General features: G+C 61.9%; 17 protein-coding genes. 16 read left to right on the top strand and 1 reads right to left on the bottom strand.

Features of this window, described 5'->3' with window-relative positions; genetic code table 11:
* Positions 1-133 precede the first annotated feature (133 nt).
* The gene (ompA, locus tag P0D70_RS16690) at positions 134-781 is read right to left on the bottom strand and encodes an outer membrane protein OmpA (protein ID WP_028200089.1); all 648 of its coding nucleotides are present in this window, start codon (positions 779-781) and stop codon (positions 134-136) included.
* Between the two features lie 486 nt (positions 782-1,267).
* Between ompA and gyrA the strand changes: the two genes are divergently transcribed.
* From gyrA to P0D70_RS16610, 16 genes are all read left to right on the top strand, one after another.
* Positions 1,268-3,916: a DNA gyrase subunit A gene (gene gyrA, locus P0D70_RS16685; RefSeq protein WP_408185325.1), complete on the top strand. Its 2,649-nt coding sequence runs from the start codon at positions 1,268-1,270 to the stop codon at positions 3,914-3,916.
* 123 nt (positions 3,917-4,039) lie between these two features.
* Positions 4,040-4,642: a DUF2059 domain-containing protein gene (locus P0D70_RS16680; RefSeq protein WP_007180881.1), complete on the top strand. Its 603-nt coding sequence runs from the start codon at positions 4,040-4,042 to the stop codon at positions 4,640-4,642.
* Positions 4,643-4,965: 323 nt separating this feature from the next.
* Positions 4,966-6,048: a 3-phosphoserine/phosphohydroxythreonine transaminase gene (gene serC, locus P0D70_RS16675; RefSeq protein WP_408185324.1), complete on the top strand. Its 1,083-nt coding sequence runs from the start codon at positions 4,966-4,968 to the stop codon at positions 6,046-6,048.
* Between the two features lie 70 nt (positions 6,049-6,118).
* Entirely contained in the window at positions 6,119-7,201 is a 1,083-nt protein-coding gene (gene pheA, locus P0D70_RS16670; RefSeq protein WP_408185323.1) for a prephenate dehydratase, read from the top strand.
* Positions 7,202-7,279: 78 nt separating this feature from the next.
* Complete coding sequence (gene hisC, locus P0D70_RS16665; RefSeq protein WP_408185322.1) at positions 7,280-8,392, top strand: histidinol-phosphate transaminase; 1,113 nt, start codon at positions 7,280-7,282, stop codon at positions 8,390-8,392.
* A 52-nt stretch (positions 8,393-8,444) separates the two neighbouring features.
* Positions 8,445-9,386 carry a prephenate dehydrogenase gene (locus tag P0D70_RS16660; protein WP_408185321.1) on the top strand — a complete coding sequence of 314 codons (942 nt, stop codon included), beginning with the start codon at positions 8,445-8,447 and terminating at the stop codon, positions 9,384-9,386.
* A 19-nt stretch (positions 9,387-9,405) separates the two neighbouring features.
* Entirely contained in the window at positions 9,406-10,710 is a 1,305-nt protein-coding gene (gene aroA / locus P0D70_RS16655) for a 3-phosphoshikimate 1-carboxyvinyltransferase (RefSeq protein WP_408185320.1), read from the top strand.
* Between the two features lie 35 nt (positions 10,711-10,745).
* Complete coding sequence (gene cmk / locus P0D70_RS16650) at positions 10,746-11,432, top strand: (d)CMP kinase (protein WP_408185319.1); 687 nt, start codon at positions 10,746-10,748, stop codon at positions 11,430-11,432.
* A 162-nt stretch (positions 11,433-11,594) separates the two neighbouring features.
* A complete protein-coding gene (gene rpsA / locus P0D70_RS16645) occupies positions 11,595-13,328 on the top strand; it encodes a 30S ribosomal protein S1 (RefSeq protein WP_091800091.1) in 1,734 nt (577 codons plus the stop codon).
* A 21-nt stretch (positions 13,329-13,349) separates the two neighbouring features.
* Positions 13,350-13,673 carry an integration host factor subunit beta gene (locus P0D70_RS16640; protein ID WP_007180889.1) on the top strand — a complete coding sequence of 108 codons (324 nt, stop codon included), beginning with the start codon at positions 13,350-13,352 and terminating at the stop codon, positions 13,671-13,673.
* 398 nt (positions 13,674-14,071) lie between these two features.
* A complete protein-coding gene (locus P0D70_RS16635) occupies positions 14,072-14,365 on the top strand; it encodes a LapA family protein (RefSeq protein ID WP_091800094.1) in 294 nt (97 codons plus the stop codon).
* Between the two features lie 67 nt (positions 14,366-14,432).
* Complete coding sequence (gene lapB / locus P0D70_RS16630) at positions 14,433-15,608, top strand: lipopolysaccharide assembly protein LapB (RefSeq protein ID WP_091800097.1); 1,176 nt, start codon at positions 14,433-14,435, stop codon at positions 15,606-15,608.
* Between the two features lie 147 nt (positions 15,609-15,755).
* Complete coding sequence (locus tag P0D70_RS16625) at positions 15,756-17,159, top strand: UDP-glucose dehydrogenase family protein (RefSeq protein ID WP_408185318.1); 1,404 nt, start codon at positions 15,756-15,758, stop codon at positions 17,157-17,159.
* A complete protein-coding gene (rfaE1, locus tag P0D70_RS16620; RefSeq protein WP_408185317.1) occupies positions 17,125-18,132 on the top strand; it encodes a D-glycero-beta-D-manno-heptose-7-phosphate kinase in 1,008 nt (335 codons plus the stop codon). Before P0D70_RS16625 ends, rfaE1 begins: the two co-directional genes overlap by 35 nt.
* Positions 18,133-18,277: 145 nt before the next feature.
* Positions 18,278-19,270 carry an ADP-glyceromanno-heptose 6-epimerase gene (gene rfaD, locus P0D70_RS16615; RefSeq protein ID WP_408185316.1) on the top strand — a complete coding sequence of 331 codons (993 nt, stop codon included), beginning with the start codon at positions 18,278-18,280 and terminating at the stop codon, positions 19,268-19,270.
* Positions 19,271-19,347: 77 nt separating this feature from the next.
* Positions 19,348-19,713, top strand: coding sequence for a ComEA family DNA-binding protein (locus P0D70_RS16610; protein ID WP_408185315.1), 366 nt, complete (start codon positions 19,348-19,350; stop codon positions 19,711-19,713).
* The last annotated feature ends 55 nt before the right edge of the window (positions 19,714-19,768 follow it).

Below are 19,768 nucleotides of genomic sequence, written 5' to 3'. Positions count from 1 at the left end.
GGTCGAGGGACGAGGCGGCAAAATGCCGCCCCGTCGAGGTTCGGCCGGGTGCGCGCAGACGGAGGCGAGCAGGCGGCCGGACATAAAAAAAGCCCCGCCGAAGCGGGGCTTTGATACTGCGGTAACGCGCAGCTTATTGCTTCGAAGTACCGACAACTTCGACTTCCACGCGACGATCCGGTGCGAGGCAGGCGATGAGTTGCTTGTGGTTCTTCTGGTTGCAACCGGTCGTGACCGGGTTGCGCTTGCCCTTGCCTTCCGTATAGATACGGTTGGATTCGATGCCCTTGCTGACCAGGTATGCCTTCACAGCTTGAGCGCGGCGCAGCGACAGACGGTCGTTGTACTTGTCCGAACCGATGCGGTCCGTGTAACCCGTTGCGACGACGACTTCCAGGTTCAGCGCGCCGATCTTCGATGCCAGATCGTCCAGCTTTTCCTTGCCGGCCGGCTTCAGGATTGCCTTGTCGAAGTCGAACAGAGCGTCAGCTTGATACGTAATCTTTTGGCTCGTGATAGCCGGTGCAGGTGCGACCGGAGCCGGCGGGGTCGGAGCCTGGGCAACCAGGGCGCCATCGCACTTTGCGTTGGCCGTTGCCGGCGTCCAGAATGCATCGCGCCAGCAAAGCTCGTTCGTGCCGTTCATCCACACGTATTCGCCGGTACCATTCACCCAGTTGTCGTTCGTGGCTTGTCGCGACGCCGGCACCGATTGCGCCATGGCGGATGCAGCCATAACTGCGGTAGCTGCAATGAACGCGAGCTTTGAAAGTTTATTCATATTTCTCCTCTCGAAATTGAGATTACCGCAGGTTTACTGCGAGCCTGTTGACGAAGACAAGTCATACATTGCTCGAAGTATAACATCGGTGTAGAACAAAAAACGTGCTGTGTAGACTTCGAGCAGTGTCTAACTCTTTGTGCGTTGGCATTTTGCCATATCGTTCCCTTCCAACGATAAAAAAATCTGCCCCCCATCAAATCACCCTCCAATTGTGGTGCATGCGCAACAGAAGTAATCGCCCGGAGGGGCCGCCAGTCATGGCTCAGCGGCGAATTGCCCCACGCACGAATCGAGCCTGCTCTCTCTCAAAAATGGAGCGTCGAGGTGGGCTTCGCATTCACTGCCTAATAGGTATACGTACCTTCGTCGGGAGCGGATTCGCGGCATGTTAGAATCGCGTGATGCGTTGCGTCTGCAATGCTTACGCGAAGACGCGGCGAATTGCAGTTAAGCCGTCGTCTTGGCACGTAAAAGATACGGATAATGGATCAATTCGCCAAAGAGACTCTGCCAATCTCCCTAGAGGAGGAAATGCGCCGTTCGTATCTCGATTACGCGATGAGCGTGATCGTAGGGCGTGCGCTTCCCGATGTTCGCGATGGCCTGAAGCCGGTGCACCGGCGCGTGCTGTACGCGATGCACGAACTGAACAACGACTGGAACCGGGCTTACAAGAAGTCCGCGCGTATCGTCGGCGACGTTATCGGTAAATATCACCCGCACGGCGACACGGCTGTATACGACACCATCGTCCGGATGGCTCAGGACTTCTCCCTGCGCTACATGCTGGTCGACGGCCAGGGCAACTTCGGTTCGGTCGACGGCGACAATGCCGCGGCCATGCGGTACACCGAAATCCGCATGGCGAAGATCGGCCACGAACTGCTGGCCGACATCGACAAGGAAACGGTCGACTTCACGCCGAACTACGACGGCAGCGAAAACGAACCGGCCATCCTGCCGGCGCGCATTCCCAATCTGCTGATCAATGGTTCGTCCGGCATCGCGGTCGGCATGGCGACCAACATCCCGCCGCACAACCTCAATGAGGTTGTCGACGCGTGCCAGCATCTGCTCAAGAACCCGGAATCCACGATCGACGAGCTGATCGAGATCATTCCGGCGCCCGACTTCCCGACCGCCGGCATCATCTACGGCGTGGCCGGCGTGCGCGACGGCTATCGCACCGGCCGCGGCCGCGTGGTGATGCGCGCGCTCACGCACTTCGAGGAAATCGACCGCGGTCAGCGCATGTCGATCATCGTCGACGAATTGCCGTATCAGGTGAACAAGCGCTCACTTCTGGAGCGCATCGCCGAACTGGTGAACGAGAAAAAGCTCGAGGGCATTTCCGACATTCGCGACGAGTCCGACAAGAGCGGCATGCGCGTCGTGATCGAACTCAAGCGCGGCGAAGTGCCGGAAGTCGTTCTGAACAATCTGTACAAGGCGACCCAGCTTCAGGACACCTTCGGCATGAACATGGTCGCGCTGGTCGACGGCCAGCCGAAGCTGCTGAACCTGAAGGAAATGCTGTCGTGCTTCCTGTCGCATCGCCGGGAAGTGCTGACGCGGCGCACTGTATACGAACTGCGCAAGGCGCGTGAACGCGGCCACGTGCTCGAAGGTCTGGCGGTTGCACTCGCCAACATCGACGAGTTCATCGCGATCATCAAAGCCGCGCCGACTCCGCCGATCGCCAAGCAGGAATTGATGGCGCGTCCGTGGGATTCCTCGCTGGTGCGCGAAATGTTGTCCCGCGCCGAGACGGAAAATGCGACGGCGGGTGGTCGCGAAGCCTACCGTCCTGACGGTTTGAATCCGTCGTTCGGCATGCAATCCGACGGCCTCTACCGTCTGTCCGACACTCAGGCTCAGGAAATTCTGCAGATGCGTCTGCAGCGCCTGACCGGCCTGGAGCAGGACAAGATCATCGGCGAGTACCGCGAAGTCATGGCGCAAATCGCCGACCTGCTGGACATTCTGGCTCGTCCGGAACGCATTACGGCCATCATCGTCGACGAACTCACGTCGATCAAAGCCGAATTCGGCGACGCGCGCCGCTCGAAGATCGAGCTGAACGCAACCGAACTGAATACGGAAGATCTGATCACGCCGCAAGAAATGGTCGTGACCATGTCGCACGCCGGCTACGTGAAATCGCAGCCGTTGTCCGAATACAGCGCGCAGAAACGCGGTGGTCGTGGCAAACAGGCCACGGCGATGAAAGAAGACGACTGGATCGACACGCTGTTCATCGCGAACACGCACGATCATATTCTGTGCTTCTCGAATCGCGGTCGCGTCTACAGCGTGAAGGTCTACGAAGTGCCGCAAGGTTCGCGGAACTCGCGCGGCCGTCCGATTATCAATATCTTCCCGCTTCAGGAAGGCGAAAAGATTACGGTTGTCTTGCCGGTCAAGGAATTCTCGGCTGACAAATTCGTCTTCATGGGCACCGCGTTAGGAACGGTAAAAAAGACGCCGCTGGAAGCCTTTGGGCGTGTGTTGCGCAAAGGTATTATTGCGGTCGGTCTGGATGACGGCGATTACCTGATCGGCGCCGCCATTACGGACGGTCAGCACGATGTCATGCTGTTCTCGGATTCAGGCAAGGCGGTTCGCTTCGACGAGAACGACGTGCGTCCGATGGGCCGCGAAGCGCGCGGCGTGCGCGGCATGCAGCTCGAAGACGGTCAGAGCGTGATCGCGTTGCTGGTGGCGGGCGACGAGCAGCAGTCGGTGCTTACCGCTACGGAAAACGGTTTCGGCAAGCGTACGCCGATCATCGAATACACCCGTCATGGCCGCGGTACGAAGGGCATGATCGCGATCCAGACCTCGGAGCGCAACGGCAAGGTCGTCGCCGCCACGCTGGTGGATCAGGAAGCGCAGATCATGCTGATCACCAATACCGGGGTGCTAATCCGTACGCGAGTGTCGGAAATTCGGGAAATGGGACGTGCAACCCAAGGTGTTACACTCATCAGCCTTGACGAAGGGACCAAGCTTTCAGGTCTGCAACAGGTTGCTGAGGCGGAAGCAGAGGGTGATGCGGAAGGCGACGTCGAAGGTCCCGCCGAAGGTGACAGCGCGGGTGACAACGGCGGCGAACCGGGCGGTGCTGCCTGATTCGTGTCTGCGTCTTACAGTCTCAGTGATTGGTTGAAAGCTGCGCCGGGAATAATGGCGTGTCGGGCTGATACGTGTCCTGCGCAGCTTGCTGTTCAAGTTCATTTCTATTAGGGAGTAATGATGCAAAAACGATTCAAACAACTGATGTTGCTGGCTGCCCTCGTGCCGACCTTCGCTATGGCTCAAGCGCTTCAGAGCCCGGCTCCGGCGGCTCCGGCTGCTGCCGCGGCACCGGTTGATCCGGCCAAGCAGGCTGCAATCAAGGACCTGTTGGACGCCATCGACGCGCAAAAGCTCGTCGGCGCGATCGGCAACAGCGCCCAGATGCAAGCCAAGCAGCTGGTTCCGGCAATCCTGTCGGACGCACTGAGCGAAAACAAGACGATGACGGACAAGCAGAAGCAGGCTTCCGTCCCGACGCTGCAAAAGAACGCAGTGCCGAAGCTGGTTGACGGCGCAGGCCAGGTGTTCGCCACGGACTCGTTCCGTCAGGACGCCATGCAAGCTCAGTACGACGCGTACGCGAAGTACTACAGCACGTCGGAAATCAAGGATCTGACGACGTTCTACAAGAGCCCGACCGGCCGCAAGTTCATCCAGGTGCAAGACCAGGTTGGCCGCGACGTCGTGAACGGCTTGATGCAAAAGTACATGCCGCAATCGATCAAGGCAACGCGTGACCAGGCCGACAAGGAAGTCGCGTCGGTCAAGCCGGCCAAGTAAGCTCAAGGTCGAAAGGCTGCGCTGATATCGCGCCAGCCGCCTCCCGGTGGGGCCGCCTCATAGACTGGATGGCGCACGGGGTTTGGCGGCTTGGCTGTGACAATGCGATAATGGCCGTTTGCGCACACGCGCAGACGGCCATTTTCTTTTTTGGCGCGAAATGGTCTGAAGCCCGCGGCCTGCAACCCGCGGCCTGAAACCCGCGTCAGAAAATTGCGCCGGCAAAATCACGTTGTCAGTTGACGGTCATTGCCGGCCCGGCTGCCAACGTCGCCGATTTTTGCGCGATCTTCGTTTTTCGCGCCTGCTTCCAGGATCTCACGATGCGCGTCTTTAATTTCTCCGCCGGCCCTGCGGCCATGCCCGAAGAAGTGCTGCGTCAAGCCGCCGACGAAATGCTCGATTGGCAAGGCAGCGGCATGAGCGTGATGGAAATGAGCCATCGCGGGAAAGAGTTCATGTCGATCCACGAGGAAGCGCTCGTCGATCTGCGCGACCTGCTCGAGGTGCCGGCCAGCCATCGCATTCTGTTCCTGCAAGGCGGCGGTCTCGGCGAGAACGCAATCGTGCCGATGAATCTGATGGGCGCGAAGCCGCGCGCGGATTTCGTCGTGACGGGTTCCTGGTCGCAGAAGTCGTTCAAGGAAGCGCAGAAGTACGGCACCGTGCATCTGGCGGCGAGCGGCCAGACGGCCGAGGGTTTCACCCGCGCGCCCGCGCGCTCCGAATGGCAACTGTCGGACGACCCGGCTTACGTGCATCTATGCACGAACGAGACGATCCACGGCGTCGAGACGTTCGAGATTCCCGATCTCGGCGATATTCCGCTGGTGGCGGACGCGTCGTCGCATATCCTGTCGCGTCCCATGGACATCGCCAAATACGGCGTGCTGTTCGGCGGCGCGCAGAAGAACATCGGCATGGCCGGCGTGACGGTGGTGGTCGTGCGCGAAGACATGCTGGATCGTGCGCTGCCGATCTGCCCGTCGACGTTCGAATGGAAGACCGTCGCCGAGAACAATTCGATGTACAACACACCGCCCACGTATGCGATCTACATCGCCGGGCTGGTGTTCAAGTGGTTGAAGAAGCAGGGCGGCCTTGCCGCGATGGAAGCACGTAATCTCGAAAAGTCGAAGTTGCTGTACGACGCGATCGACTCGAGCAGCTTCTATCTGAACAAGGTCGAACGTGGCTCGCGCTCGCGGATGAACGTCCCGTTCTTCCTCGCCGACGAGTCCCGCAACGAAGATTTCCTGGCCGGCGCGAAAGCGCGGGGAATGGTGCAGCTAAAGGGCCACAAGTCCGTCGGCGGCATGCGGGCGTCGATTTATAACGCCGTCCCGCTCGAGGGCGTCAAAGCGCTTGTCGAATACATGAAGGAATTCGAACAGCGCAGCGCCTGAGTCATCAGGGCGCGCGCATCCTTTCCAGCACGCATTTGTGCAGCAGCTACCGGCAGGGCCTTTTTCACGCATGGACGACGAACTTAATACCCGACTCAAGCCTCTTCGCGAACGCATCGACGCGCTCGACGCGCAGTTGATCGCGCTCCTCAATCAACGCGCCGCGGTGGCGCTCGAGGTGGGCGAAGTCAAGAAGCATTTCAACGCGCCGGTGTTCAGGCCGGAGCGCGAACAGCAGGTGATCGCGCGTCTGCAGGACATGAGCGAAGGGCCGCTCGCGAGCGAGCATATCAGTGCGATCTGGCGCGAGATCATGGCCGCGAGCCGCGCGCTCGAGAAGACCATCAAGGCCGCTTACCTCGGCCCGGTCGGCACCTACAGCGAACAGGCCATGCACGAGTACTTCGGTCAGTCGATCGAAGGCTTGCCATGTCCGTCGATCGATGAAGTGTTTCGCTCGGTCGAAGCGGGCGCCGCGGAATTCGGCGTCGTGCCGGTCGAGAATTCGACCGAAGGCGCGGTGTCACGCACGCTCGATCTGCTGCTGCAAACGCAACTCACGATCGGCGGCGAACTGGCTTTGCCGATTCATCATAATTTGTTGACGCTAAACGGCGACCTCACCGGCGTGACGCGTGTGTGCGCGCACGCGCAGGCGCTCGCCCAATGCCAGCGCTGGCTGTCGACCAACGCGCCGCATCTGGAGCGCCAGGCGGTGTCGAGCAACGCGGAAGCGGCGCGCATGGCCGCTGAAGATCCGACGGTGGCGGCGATCGCCGGCGATCGCGCTGCGACTCACTACGGCCTGCAGGTAGCGTATGCGCTGATCCAGGACGATCCGCACAACCGCACGCGCTTCGTGATGATCGGCAAGCAGCCCGCCGGCCCGAGCGGACACGACCAGACTTCGCTGATCGTTTCCGTGCAGAACGAGCCCGGCGCCGTGTTCAAGCTGCTGGAGCCGCTGGCGCGTCACAGCGTATCGATGACGCGCTTCGAATCGCGACCGGCGCGCGTCGGCACGTGGGAGTACTACTTCTATATCGACGTCGAAGGTCATCGCGACGATCCGGCGGTTGCCGCCGCGCTCGCCGAACTCGGCGAGAAGGCTGCATTCCTGAAAATTCTGGGCTCGTATCCGCGCGCCCACTGAAGCTACTCAAGCGGCGGTCCGCAGCATCCGGGCGCGCCAGCCGCACATTCAATTACTCATAGTCGTTCGGAGAGTCTCATGACAGCGTCTTTCGGTCCTTCCTACGTTCGCGCTATTGCGCCTTACATCGCAGGCAAACCGATTTCGGAAGTGGCCCGCGAGTTCGGTCTGGACGAAGCGACCATCGTGAAACTCGCGTCGAACGAGAATCCGCTCGGCATGCCGGAGTCGGCGCAGCGTGCCATGGCGCAGGCCGCCAGCGAACTGGGCCGCTACCCGGATGCCAATGCGTTCGAGCTGAAAACTGCGCTGAGCGAGCGCTATGGCGTGCCGGCGGACTGGATCACGCTTGGCAACGGCAGTAACGACATCCTCGAAATTGCGGCGCATGCCTTTGTGGAAAAGGGCCAGTCGATCGTCTATGCACAGTACTCGTTCGCGGTTTACGCGTTGGCGACGCAAGGCTTGGGTGCTCGTGCGATCGTCGTGCCGGCCGTCAAATACGGTCACGATCTCGACGCGATGCTCGCCGCGATCACCGACGACACGCGCCTGATCTTCGTCGCCAACCCGAACAACCCGACCGGCACGTTCATCGAAGGCGCGAAGCTCGAGGCGTTTCTCGACAAGGTGCCGCGCAACGTGGTCGTAGTGCTCGACGAGGCGTACACGGAGTATCTGCCGGAAGAGAAGCGCTACGACTCGATCGCGTGGGTGCGCCGCTATCCGAATCTGCTGGTGTCGCGCACGTTTTCGAAGGCGTTCGGCCTGGCGGGCTTGCGCGTGGGTTTCGCGATCGCACAGCCCGAGTTGACCGACCTGCTGAATCGTCTGCGTCAGCCGTTCAATGTGAACACGCTGGCGCAAGCCGCGGCGATCGCTGCACTGAATGACAAGGCGTTTCTGGAAAAGAGCGCCGCGTTGAACGCGCAAGGCTATCGCCGTCTGATCGAAGCGTTCGACAAGCTCGGTCTGGAATATGTGCCGTCGGATGGCAACTTCGTGCTGGTGCGTGTCGGCAACGACGACGCAGCCGGCAATCGCGTCAACCTGGCGTTGCTGAAGCAGGGTGTGATCGTGCGTCCGGTCGGCAACTACGGTTTGCCGCAATGGCTGCGCATCACGATCGGCCTGCCGGAAGAGAACGAAGCATTCATCGCGGCGCTCGAAAAAACGCTCGCTACCGCGTAAGCGGTAACCCTTGACCCGCGCGCCTCGTCGGCACGACAGGCGCGCTCAATTTGTGACCGACGTGGCCGCGTTTTCTTTTAACAAGCTGGTAATTTTCGGTGTCGGCCTGATCGGCGGATCGCTTGCGCGCGCGTTGCGCGAGCGGGACGAGACCGAGGGTGCGCGCAAGGTGATTGGTGTCGGACGTTCGTCTGCGTCGACCGAGCGTGCGCTGGAACTGGGCGTGATCGACGGCTCGGCGGCCTTAAACGACGACGCCTCGCTGCGTGACGCCCTCCGCGGCGCCGACTTCGTGCTGCTGGCCGCGCCGGTCGCGCAAACGCAGCCGCTTCTCGAGCGCATCGCCCCATTTCTCGATGATGCCACGATCATCACCGACGCCGGCAGCACCAAGTCGGACGTGGTCGCTGCTGCCCGTGCGGCGCTCGGCGCGCGTATCGGCCAGTTCGTGCCGGGGCATCCGATTGCCGGCCGCGAGGCAAGCGGCGTGGATGCCGCATTGCCTGACTTGTATGTGGGCCGCAATGTCGTGTTGTGCCCGCTGCCTGAGAACGCGTCGGCAGACGTGGAGCGCGTCGCGGCCATGTGGCGGGCCACCGGCGCGCTGGTGCGCAATATGACACCTGAGCAGCACGACCGCGTGTTCGCGTCGGTCAGCCATTTGCCGCACGTGCTCTCGTTCGCGCTGGTCGAGCAGATTCTCAATTCGCCCGATGCCGCGCTGAAATTCTCGTTCGCGGCGGGCGGTTTCCGCGACTTCACGCGGATTGCCGCGTCGAGCCCGGAAATGTGGCGCGACGTGTGCGTGGCCAATCGCGTTGCGCTGCTCGACGAACTCGACGCCTATACGGCCGTGCTCGCGCGCCTGCGCGCGGCGATCGAAGCCGCTGACGGCGCCGCCCTCGAAACCGTGTTCGCGCGCTCGCGCGTGGCGCGTACCGAATGGCAGGAACAGCGCGCTGCCGGCGTCGCCAATAGCGACGCGTCGAAATAACCGGAAACTGGACTCAATCATGGAATTCCTCGATCTCGGACCGTTCTCCCGCGCGTCCGGCACGATTCGTCTGCCAGGTTCGAAGAGCATCTCGAACCGGGTGCTGCTGCTCGCGGCGCTCGCCGAAGGCGAAACGACGATCACGAACCTGCTCGACTCCGACGACACCCGCGTGATGCTCGACGCGCTCGAAAAACTCGGCGTGCGTCTGAAGCGCGACGGCGACACCTGCGTCGTGGCGGGCACGCGCGGCGCATTCACGGCGCGCACGGCCGACCTGTTTCTCGGCAACGCCGGCACGGCAGTGCGTCCGCTGACGGCGGCGCTGGCGGTCAATGGTGGCGACTATCGAATTCACGGCGTGCCGCGCATGCACGAACGGCCGATCGGCGATCTGGTCGACGGCCTGCGCCAGCTCGGCGCGAAGATCGATTACGAAGAGAACGAAGGCTATCCGCCGCTGCGGATTCGCCCCGGGCAGATCAACGCCGACGCGCCGATCACCGTGCGTGGCGACGTGTCGAGCCAGTTCCTGACGTCGCTTCTCATGACGCTGCCGCTGCTGCGCACCGAAAGCGGCGTGAGCACCGTGCAGGTGGACGGCGAACTGATCTCGAAGCCGTACATCGAGATCACCATCAAGCTGATGGAGCGCTTCGGCATCAAGGTCGAGCGCAACGGCTGGCATCAGTTCATCGTGCCGGCGGGGCAGCGGTATCAGTCGCCGGGCACGATCATGGTGGAGGGCGATGCGTCGTCCGCTTCGTACTTTCTCGCGGCCGGCGCCCTCGGCGGCGGGCCGTTGAGAGTGGAGGGCGTTGGCCGCGCGAGCATTCAGGGCGACGTCGGCTTTGCCGATGCGCTGATCAAGATGGGCGCGAACCTGCAGATGGGCGACGACTGGATCGAAGTGCGCGGCGTCGGTCACGACAACGGCAAGCTCGAGCCGATCGACATGGACTGCAATCTGATTCCCGACGCTGCCATGACGATCGCCGTCGCGGCCCTGTTCGCCGACGGCGCAACCACGCTGCGCAATATCGCCAGCTGGCGCGTGAAGGAAACCGACCGGCTCGCCGCGATGGCGACAGAACTGCGCAAGGTCGGCGCCAAGGTGCAGGAAGGCGAGGACTTCATCGTCATCGAACCGCCTGAAAAGCTGACTCCGAACGCCGCCATCGATACCTACGATGACCACCGCATGGCCATGTGCTTTTCGCTGGTGAGTCTCGGTGGCGTGCCGGTGCGGATCAACGACCCGAAGTGCGTCGGCAAGACCTTTCCCGATTATTTCGAGCGCTTTATTGCGCTTGCTCAACCCTGATTCGACCCCGAATCGACCGACGTGCGACTTTTTCGATGAAACCGACCCGTCCCTTTCACCAGACGCCCGTCATTACGATCGACGGCCCGAGTGCCTCCGGCAAAGGCACCGTGGCCGCGCTGGTTGCCGCGAGCCTCGGCTTCCACTTGCTGGACAGCGGCGCGCTGTACCGTCTCGCCGCGCTCGCCAGCCTGCGCTACAACATTGCGGCGCACGATGCCGATGCGCTGACGAAGCTGATTGACGATCTGCATATCACTTTTCGCGAAGGGCTGGCGCAGCTCGACGGTGTCGATGTATCGGCAGAGATTCGCGCCGAGGAAGTCGGCAGCCGCGCCTCCGCGATCGCTGTGCACGCGCCGGTGCGTACCGCGCTGGTGGCGCGCCAGCGGGCTTTTCGTAAGGAACCGGGGCTGGTTGCCGACGGCCGCGACATGGGCACCGTGATCTTCCAGGACGCCGTGCTGAAGGTGTTCATGACCGCCAGCGTGGAGGCCCGCGCGGCGCGCCGGCATAAGCAATTGATCCAAAAAGGATTTTCTGCTAATATAGATGACTTGCTCCGGGATTTGCGTGAGCGCGACGAGCGTGACAGTCAGCGCGTAGCCGCGCCACTCAAGCCTGCAGCGGATGCAAAGCTGCTTGATACCTCCGCATTGTCGGTCGACCAGGCGGTCGAGCAGGTGGTGCAATGGTATGAAGCTTTAGTCCCGCATGCTTGATGAAAGTACGAGTTGTGCTTCGGGTGTGGGCGCAGTAGAAGTCCGTTGTCAGTAGGTGTTTCGCGATCGTCGCGAAGCTTGTATTAACCCTTTAACCCCGCGTGGCATTCGCACACTAGCCGTTATTGCTGACCATCCGGCCAGCCGGGCACCGCGAGAACCATGCAAATTTTGATTTTTATGTCCGACCTGCAAACCTCTACCCCGAATACCGAATCTTTTGCGGCTCTGTTCGAAGAGTCGCTGACCAAGCAAGACATGCGCGCCGGCGAAGTGATCTCCGCCGAAGTCGTGCGTGTTGACCACAACTTCGTGGTCGTCAACGCTGGTCTCAAGTCCGAAGCCTACATCCCGCTCGAAGAGTTCCTGAACGACGCGGGCGAGGTAGAAGTGCAGGCGGGCGACTTCGTTTCCGTCGCGATCGACGCGCTGGAAAACGGCTATGGCGACACGATCCTGTCGCGCGACAAGGCGAAGCGCCTGGCTTCGTGGCTGTCGCTGGAAAAGGCTCTCGACAACAACGAACTCGTGACCGGCACGATCACGGGCAAGGTCAAGGGCGGCATGACCGTCATGGTCAACGGCATCCGCGCGTTCCTGCCGGGTTCGCTGGTTGATACTCGTCCGGTCAAGGACACGACCCCGTACGAAGGCAAGACGCTGGAATTCCGCGTCATCAAGCTCGACCGCAAGCGTAACAACGTCGTGCTCTCGCGCCGCGCTGTGATCGAAGCGACCCAAGGCGAAGAGCGCGCAAAGCTGCTCGAAACGCTGAAGGAAGGCGCGATCGTGGAAGGCGTGGTGAAGAACATCACCGATTACGGCGCGTTCGTGGACCTCGGCGGTATCGACGGCCTGCTGCACATCACCGACATCGCATGGCGTCGCGTGCGTCACCCGAGCGAAGTGCTGTCGGTTGGCCAGGAAGTCACCGCGAAGATCCTCAAGTTCGACCAAGAGAAGAACCGAGTTTCGCTGGGCATCAAGCAACTGGGCGACGATCCGTGGGAAGGCATTTCGCGCCGTTACCCGTCGGGCACGCGCCTGTTCGGTAAGGTCACCAATATCACCGACTACGGCGCATTCGTCGAAGTCGAATCGGGCATCGAAGGCCTGGTTCACGTGTCGGAAATGGACTGGACGAACAAGAACGTTGCACCGTCGAAGGTTGTGCAACTGGGCGACGAAGTCGAAGTCATGGTTCTCGAAATCGACGAAGACCGCCGCCGTATCAGCCTCGGCATGAAGCAATGCAAGCCGAACCCGTGGGACGACTTCAGCCGCAACTTCAAGAAGGGCGACAAGCTGCAAGGCGCGATCAAGTCGATCACCGACTTCGGCGTCTTCATCGGTCTGCCGGGCGGCATCGACGGTCTGGTTCACCTGTCGGACCTGTCGTGGTCGGAAACGGGCGAAGAAGCAGTTCGCAAGTACAAGAAGGGCGACGAAGTGGAAGCGATCGTTCTCGGCATCGACGTCGAGAAGGAACGCATTTCGCTGGGCATCAAGCAGCTCGAAGGCGACCCGTTCAGCAACTTCGTTGCCATGAACGACAAGGGTTCGATCGTCGACGGCGTGGTCAAGTCGGTGGACGCGAAGGGTGCCGTGGTTCAGCTGTCGGCTGAAGTCGAAGGCTACCTGCGCGCTTCGGAAATCGCACAAGATCGCGTGGAAGATGCTCGCAACGTGCTGAAGGACGGCGACAAGGTCAACGCGATGATCATCAACATCGATCGCAAGTCGCGTGGCATCAACCTGTCGATCAAGGCCAAGGATTCGGCTGAGCAACAGGAAGCGATCCGCGGCCTGGCTTCGTCGGACTCGAGCTCGGCTGCTACCGGCACGACGAACCTCGGCGCGCTGCTGAAGGCCAAGCTCGACGGCCAGAACCAGTAAGCCTGAGAGGTCTGCTGCAGTATGACCAAATCGGAATTGGTCGCCCAGCTGGCTACGCGATTTCCGCAACTTGTTCTTAAAGATGCGGATTTCGCGGTGAAGACGATGCTTGATGCGATGTCGGAGGCGCTTGCCAACGGTCATCGCATCGAAATTCGTGGCTTCGGCAGCTTCGGCCTTAACCGCCGTCCCTCCCGCGTCGGGCGTAATCCGAAGTCGGGCGAGAAGGTGTTGGTACCTGAGAAGTACGTACCGCACTTCAAGCCGGGCAAGGAATTGCGCGAGCGGGTAGATCGTCGCGCGGGCGAGCCGCTGAAGGCCGAAGAGCCGGATGACGACCTGTAAATGCTTCGCTGTGTTATTTGCAGCGTGGCATGGGTAGCGTCAGCGGCCAAAGCCAGTCGGCAAAAGACCAGAAAAAGCGCCTTCGGGTGCTTTTTTTTTGTCTGTACGTTTTGCACGTGCGGATTCACTTGGATCGACGTGCGATTGGCTGGTAGCGCCTCCCGCCGAGCCGTCTAACCGCGTGACTACCCAATCACCCAATCTCCGACTCTCCAGCGCGCGTAGCCGTTTGCGGCAAGATGTAGCACGATAAAGCCCCGTAAGCCCGTAATCCGCCAGTTCCTGCCCAGCCGCGAGGGCTTCAATTACAATACGGGTCACTTCGGCGCGGGCAACACCGTGGCGCGACGCGTCATCAAGCCGGCGTCACCCCGCAACTGCCGTCAAGAGACCTATACATGAAATTTATCGTCTGGCTGATCCGTGTGCTGGTGTTCGTGCTGCTGCTGGTGCTGGCGCTCTCCAACACACAACCTGCTACGCTGAATTTCCTCGCCGGCTACGCATGGTCGGCGCCGTTGATCCTGATCGGCCTCGCGTTCTTCGTGGTAGGGCTGCTGGCTGGGCTGGTGTCGTCGATGCCGGCCATGGTGCGCTTGCGCATGGAAAACGGCCGGCTCAAACGCGAGTTGCGCGTGGCGCGCGAAACCCCGGTCGTGGTCGAACAGCCGCCCATGCCGCCGCTGATCTGAATTCCCTTCGCCGCGCGCATGAGCGCGGCTTTCCGTCTTCGCTTTCCCGCACATTTGCATTTATCGCATGGATCTAGACTTCTGGTGGCTGCTTGTCATACCCGTCGCTTTCGCGTTTGGCTGGATGGCTGCGCGCTACGACCTCAAGACGCTGCTGTCTGAAAGCGCCAACCTGCCGCGCTCGTATTTTCGCGGCCTGAATTTCCTGCTCAACGAGCAGCCGGACCAGGCGATCGACGCGTTCATCGAAGTGGTCAAGCTCGATCCGGAAACGGTCGAACTGCACTTCGCGCTGGGCAACCTGTTCCGTCGCCGCGGTGAAACGGATCGCGCGATTCGCGTGCATCAGAATCTGTTGAGCCGTGCCGACCTGCCGGTCAGCGAGCGCGATCATGCGCTCTATGAGTTGGGGCAGGATTTCCTGAAAGCGGGCTTGCTCGATCGCGCCGAAGAAACCTTCCGCTCGCTCGAAACCGGCGACTATGCGCTCGGCGCGCAGCGCGCGCTTCTCACCATCTACGAAATCGAGAAGGACTGGGTCAAGTCGATCGACACGGCCCGTCATCTGGAAACGATGGGTGCGGAGTCGCTCGACAAGGAAATCGCGCAGTTCCACTGCGAACTCGCGCAGGAAGCGCTGCAACAGAAGAAGCCCGACGAGGCCCGCCGTCAGCTCGGTTTCGCATTGAAGGCGAACCCGACCAATGTGCGCGCCACGATCCTGTTCGGCGACGTCGACGCGGCGGGCGGTGCGCCGGAAGCGGCGATCGCCCAATGGCGGCGGGTGGAGGAGCAGAATCCGGCTTATCTGCCGCTGGTCGCGGAAAAGCTGATGAAGGCTTACGAGGCGCTCGGCCGTCCGCAAGATGGCGCCGATCTGCTCACCACGTGGGTGGACCGCTATCCGACCAACGATCTGCTCGACGTGGCTTACCAGCACGTCGCATCGCTGCGCGGACCCGAGGCCGCGCATGCGCTGGCGCGCTCACAAATGCAGAAGTCGCCAAATCTGGCGGGCATGACGCGGCTGCTCGAGGCACAGGAAGCCGTCGCGGAAGAGCCGCGCCGCAGCGAACTCGAACTGATGCGCACGCTGATTCGCCAGCGCACCAAAAATCTGCCACGGTATACGTGCCAGAATTGCGGTTTCAGGGCGCGGCTTTTTTACTGGCAGTGCCCGGGTTGCAGCGGTTGGGAAACCTATGCGCCGCGCCGGGTCGAGCCGATCACCGCGTCGAACTAACACGCGGGTGGTCACGCCGGGTCCAGCCACGCGCTCGCGCCGCGAATCCGCGCGTGGCAAGCATCCCCGCGCGGGCGGATCTCGCAACCTGTTCATGACCGGCTTTATCGTCGGGAATCATCACCGGAACCTTCTACCGGAAAGCGTATGAAAATCACCATTATCGGCACGGGCTATGTGGGTCTCGTCACCGGCGCGTGCCTCGCCGAGATCGGCCACGACGTTTTCTGTCTGGACGTCGATCCGCGCAAGATCGAAATCCTCAACAACGGCGGCGTGCCGATTCACGAGCCCGGCTTGCAGGAGATGATCGCCCGCACGCGCGCGGCGCGCCGCATCACGTTTTCCACGGATGTCGAAGCCAGCGTCGCGCACGGCGACGTGCAGTTCATCGCCGTCGGCACGCCCCCGGACGAAGACGGTTCGGCCGATCTGCAATACGTGCTCGAAGCGGCCCGCAACATCGGCCGCACGATGAACGGCTTCAAGGTGATCGTCGACAAATCGACGGTACCGGTCGGCACCGCGCAGCGTGTACGCGCGGTGGTCGAAGAAGAACTGGCCAAACGCGGACTCGCGGGCAGCGCGCAACATCGCTTCTCGGTGGTGTCCAATCCCGAATTCCTGAAGGAAGGCGCGGCGGTCGACGACTTCATGCGCCCCGACCGCATCGTGATCGGCCTGGATGAAGACGAAGCCGGCCTGCGCGCGCGCGAACTGATGAAGCGTCTGTACGCGCCGTTCAACCGCAATCACGAACGCACGCTCTACATGGACGTGCGCTCGGCCGAATTCACCAAATACGCCGCCAATGCGATGCTCGCCACGCGCATCTCGTTCATGAACGAGATGTCGAATCTGGCGGACCGCGTCGGCGCGGATATCGAGGCGGTGCGCCGCGGCATCGGCTCCGATCCGCGCATCGGCTATCACTTCCTGTATGCCGGTTGCGGCTACGGCGGCTCGTGTTTCCCGAAGGACGTCCAGGCGCTGATCCGCACGGCTAGCGAGAGTGGCCACAATTTGCGCATCCTCGAAGCGGTCGAGGAAGTGAACGACAAACAGAAAGACGTGCTGGTGCACAAGATCACGGGCAAGCTCGGCGACGATCTGAGCGGCCGTACGTTCGCCGTGTGGGGGCTCGCGTTCAAGCCTAATACCGACGACATGCGCGAGGCGCCGAGCCGTCGCCTGATCGCGGAACTGCTCGCGCGCGGCGCCCACGTGCGCGCGTACGATCCGGTTGCGGTGACCGAAGCGCGCCGCGTGTTCGCCATGGATCTGCATGACGTGCCGGACCAGTTCGCGCGTCTCACCTTCGCGGGCACGCAGGACGAAACGTTGACGGACGCCGACGCGCTCGTGATCGTGACCGAATGGAAAGAATTCAAGAGCCCGGATTTCGTGCATCTGAAATCGGTGCTGAAGTCGCCGCTGATTTTCGACGGACGCAACCTGTATGAACCGGACGCGATGACCGAACTCGGCATCGACTATCACTCGATTGGACGCCCTTATGCCCAACCCTCTGAACTTCCGGCCGATGCCTGAGACCGTGCCCGGCGCCATCCCGTCCACCCCCGCGCCGCAGCTCACCGTCGTGCCGCGCGAACAGCTCGCAGCGGCGCGCGTGCTGGTGGTGGGCGACGTCATGCTCGATCGCTACTGGTTCGGCGACGTGAACCGCATTTCGCCGGAAGCGCCGGTGCCGGTCGTGCACGTGCAGCGTCAGGAAGACCGCTTGGGCGGCGCGGCGAACGTCGCGCGCAACGCGGTCGCGCTCGGCGCGCAAGCAGGCTTGCTATGCGTGGTCGGCCATGACGAACCTGGCGAGCGCATCGTGCAGTTGCTGAACGAAAGCGGCGTGAAGCCCTATCTCGAGCGTGACCCGGCGCTTCTCACCACGATCAAGCTGCGTGTGCTGTCGCGCCAGCAACAGCTGCTGCGCGTCGACTTCGAAAACTCGCCGGCGCACGAAGTGCTGCTCGCCGGTCTCGCACGATTCGACGAACTGCTGCCGTCGCACGACGTGATCCTGATGTCCGACTACGCGAAGGGCGGCCTGACCCACGTCACGCAGATGATCGCGAAGGCGCATGCGGCCGGCAAGCCGGTGCTGGTCGATCCGAAGGGCGACGACTGGGAACGCTATCGCGGCGCGACGCTGATCACGCCGAACCGCGCCGAGTTGCGCGAGGTGGTTGGGCAGTGGAAATCTGAAGAGGATCTGCTCGCGCGCGTGACGAAACTGCGCACCGATCTTCAGTTCAAGGCGTTGCTGCTGACGCGCTCGGAAGAGGGCATGACGCTCTTCTCGGACGACGGCGTCCTGCACGCATCGGCGGTCGCACGCGAAGTGTATGATGTCTCGGGCGCGGGCGACACCGTGATCGCCACGCTTGCCGCGATGCTCGGCGCGGGCCTCACGCTGGTCGAGGCGGTCGGGCTCGCGAATCGCGCGGCCGGCATCGTGGTCGGCAAACTCGGCACCGCCACCGTCGACTACGACGAACTTTTTCATTGATGCGGCCCGCCGGATCCCTCGCCGTGCTTCTGTGAACAGCGTGTAACGGGGACCCGCGCGGCGTCGACTGAACCTGTCGATCGGAGCGAGCGCCAGGCGCTGACTCCGATCCCATGCCAAGCTCACTATCGCAGGATCATCAATCATGACCCTCATCGTCACCGGCGCGGCCGGTTTTATCGGCAGCAATCTCGTGAAGGCGCTCAACGAGCGCGGTGAACAACGCATCATCGCGGTCGACAATCTGACGCGCGCGGACAAATTCAAGAACCTCGTCGACTGCGAGATCGACGACTACCTCGACAAGACCGAGTTCGTCGAACGCTTCAAGCGTGGCGACTTCGGCAAGGTGCGCGCGATTTTCCACGAAGGCGCCTGTTCGGACACGATGGAAACCGACGGCCGCTACATGATGGACAACAACTTCCGCTACAGCCGCGAAGTGCTGGACGTCTGCCTCGCGCAGAACATCCAGTTCCTGTATGCGTCGTCGGCGGCAACGTATGGCGGCTCGAGCCGGTTCGTCGAAGAGCGCGAAGTCGAGCAGCCGCTGAACGTGTACGGCTACTCGAAGTTCCTGTTCGATCAGGTGATCCGCCGCGTGCTGCCCACCGCGAGGAGCCAGATTGCCGGCTTCCGTTATTTCAACGTCTACGGGCCGCGCGAAACGCATAAGGCGCGCATGGCGTCGGTGGCGTTCCACAACTTCAACCAGTTCCGCGCCGAGGGCAAGGTCAAGCTGTTCGGCGAATACAACGGCTATGCCGCGGGCGAACAGACGCGCGACTTCGTTTCGGTTGAAGACGTGGTGAAGGTCAACCTGTTCTTCTTCGACAATCCGGACAAGTCGGGCATCTTCAACCTCGGCAGCGGCCGTGCGCAACCGTTCAACGACATTGCCAGCACGGTGGTCAACACGCTGCGCTCGCTCAACAACGAACCAGCGCTGTCGCTCGCGGATCAGGTGCAGCGCGGGCTGATCGAATACATTCCGTTCCCCGACGCCTTGCGCGGCAAGTACCAGTGCTTCACGCAAGCGGACCAGTCGAAGCTGCGCGCGGCCGGCTACGACGCGCCGTTCCTGAGCGTGCAGGAAGGTGTCGACCGTTATGTACGTTGGCTGTTCGGCCAGGTGTAAATAATTCGGATCCCTCTTTAAACTGGAATCTCCCGGTTGGTGATGGTCGCCAACCGGTTGTACGAGGGAGATTCCATATGTTTCGAAAAATTCTGGTTACCGCGGCCATGCTCGCCGCTTTTGGCCACGCTTATGCGGCGGTCGACGTCAACACGGCTAATGAGGATGCGCTGCGCGGCATCAAGGGCATCGGTCCTGCCAAAGCGAAAGCCATTCTCGACGAGCGTGCAGCGCATGGTCCGTTCAAGGACCCGGCCGATCTCGGCAAGCGCGTCAAAGGCATGGGCGGGCATACCGTCGAGCGCCTGCAGGCGGAGGGTCTCGCTATCTGTCCGGCTGGCGCGGCTGCTAACCCGCAGGCTGCGGCGTCTGCACAGACCAAAGGCGCGGCCGCTGCGGCCAACACGCCGAAGAACAACGCCACGGTGGCGGTGAAGAAATAGCCTCACGCGCAGCTGGCGCGCGGGGGGGGGGGGGCGGGCGGGGGCGGGGGGGGGG

This window comes from Paraburkholderia sp. RL17-381-BIF-C, from assembly GCF_046026435.1.
Lineage (GTDB): Bacteria > Pseudomonadota > Gammaproteobacteria > Burkholderiales > Burkholderiaceae > Paraburkholderia.
This window is presented reverse-complemented; position numbering and strand designations above follow the sequence as displayed.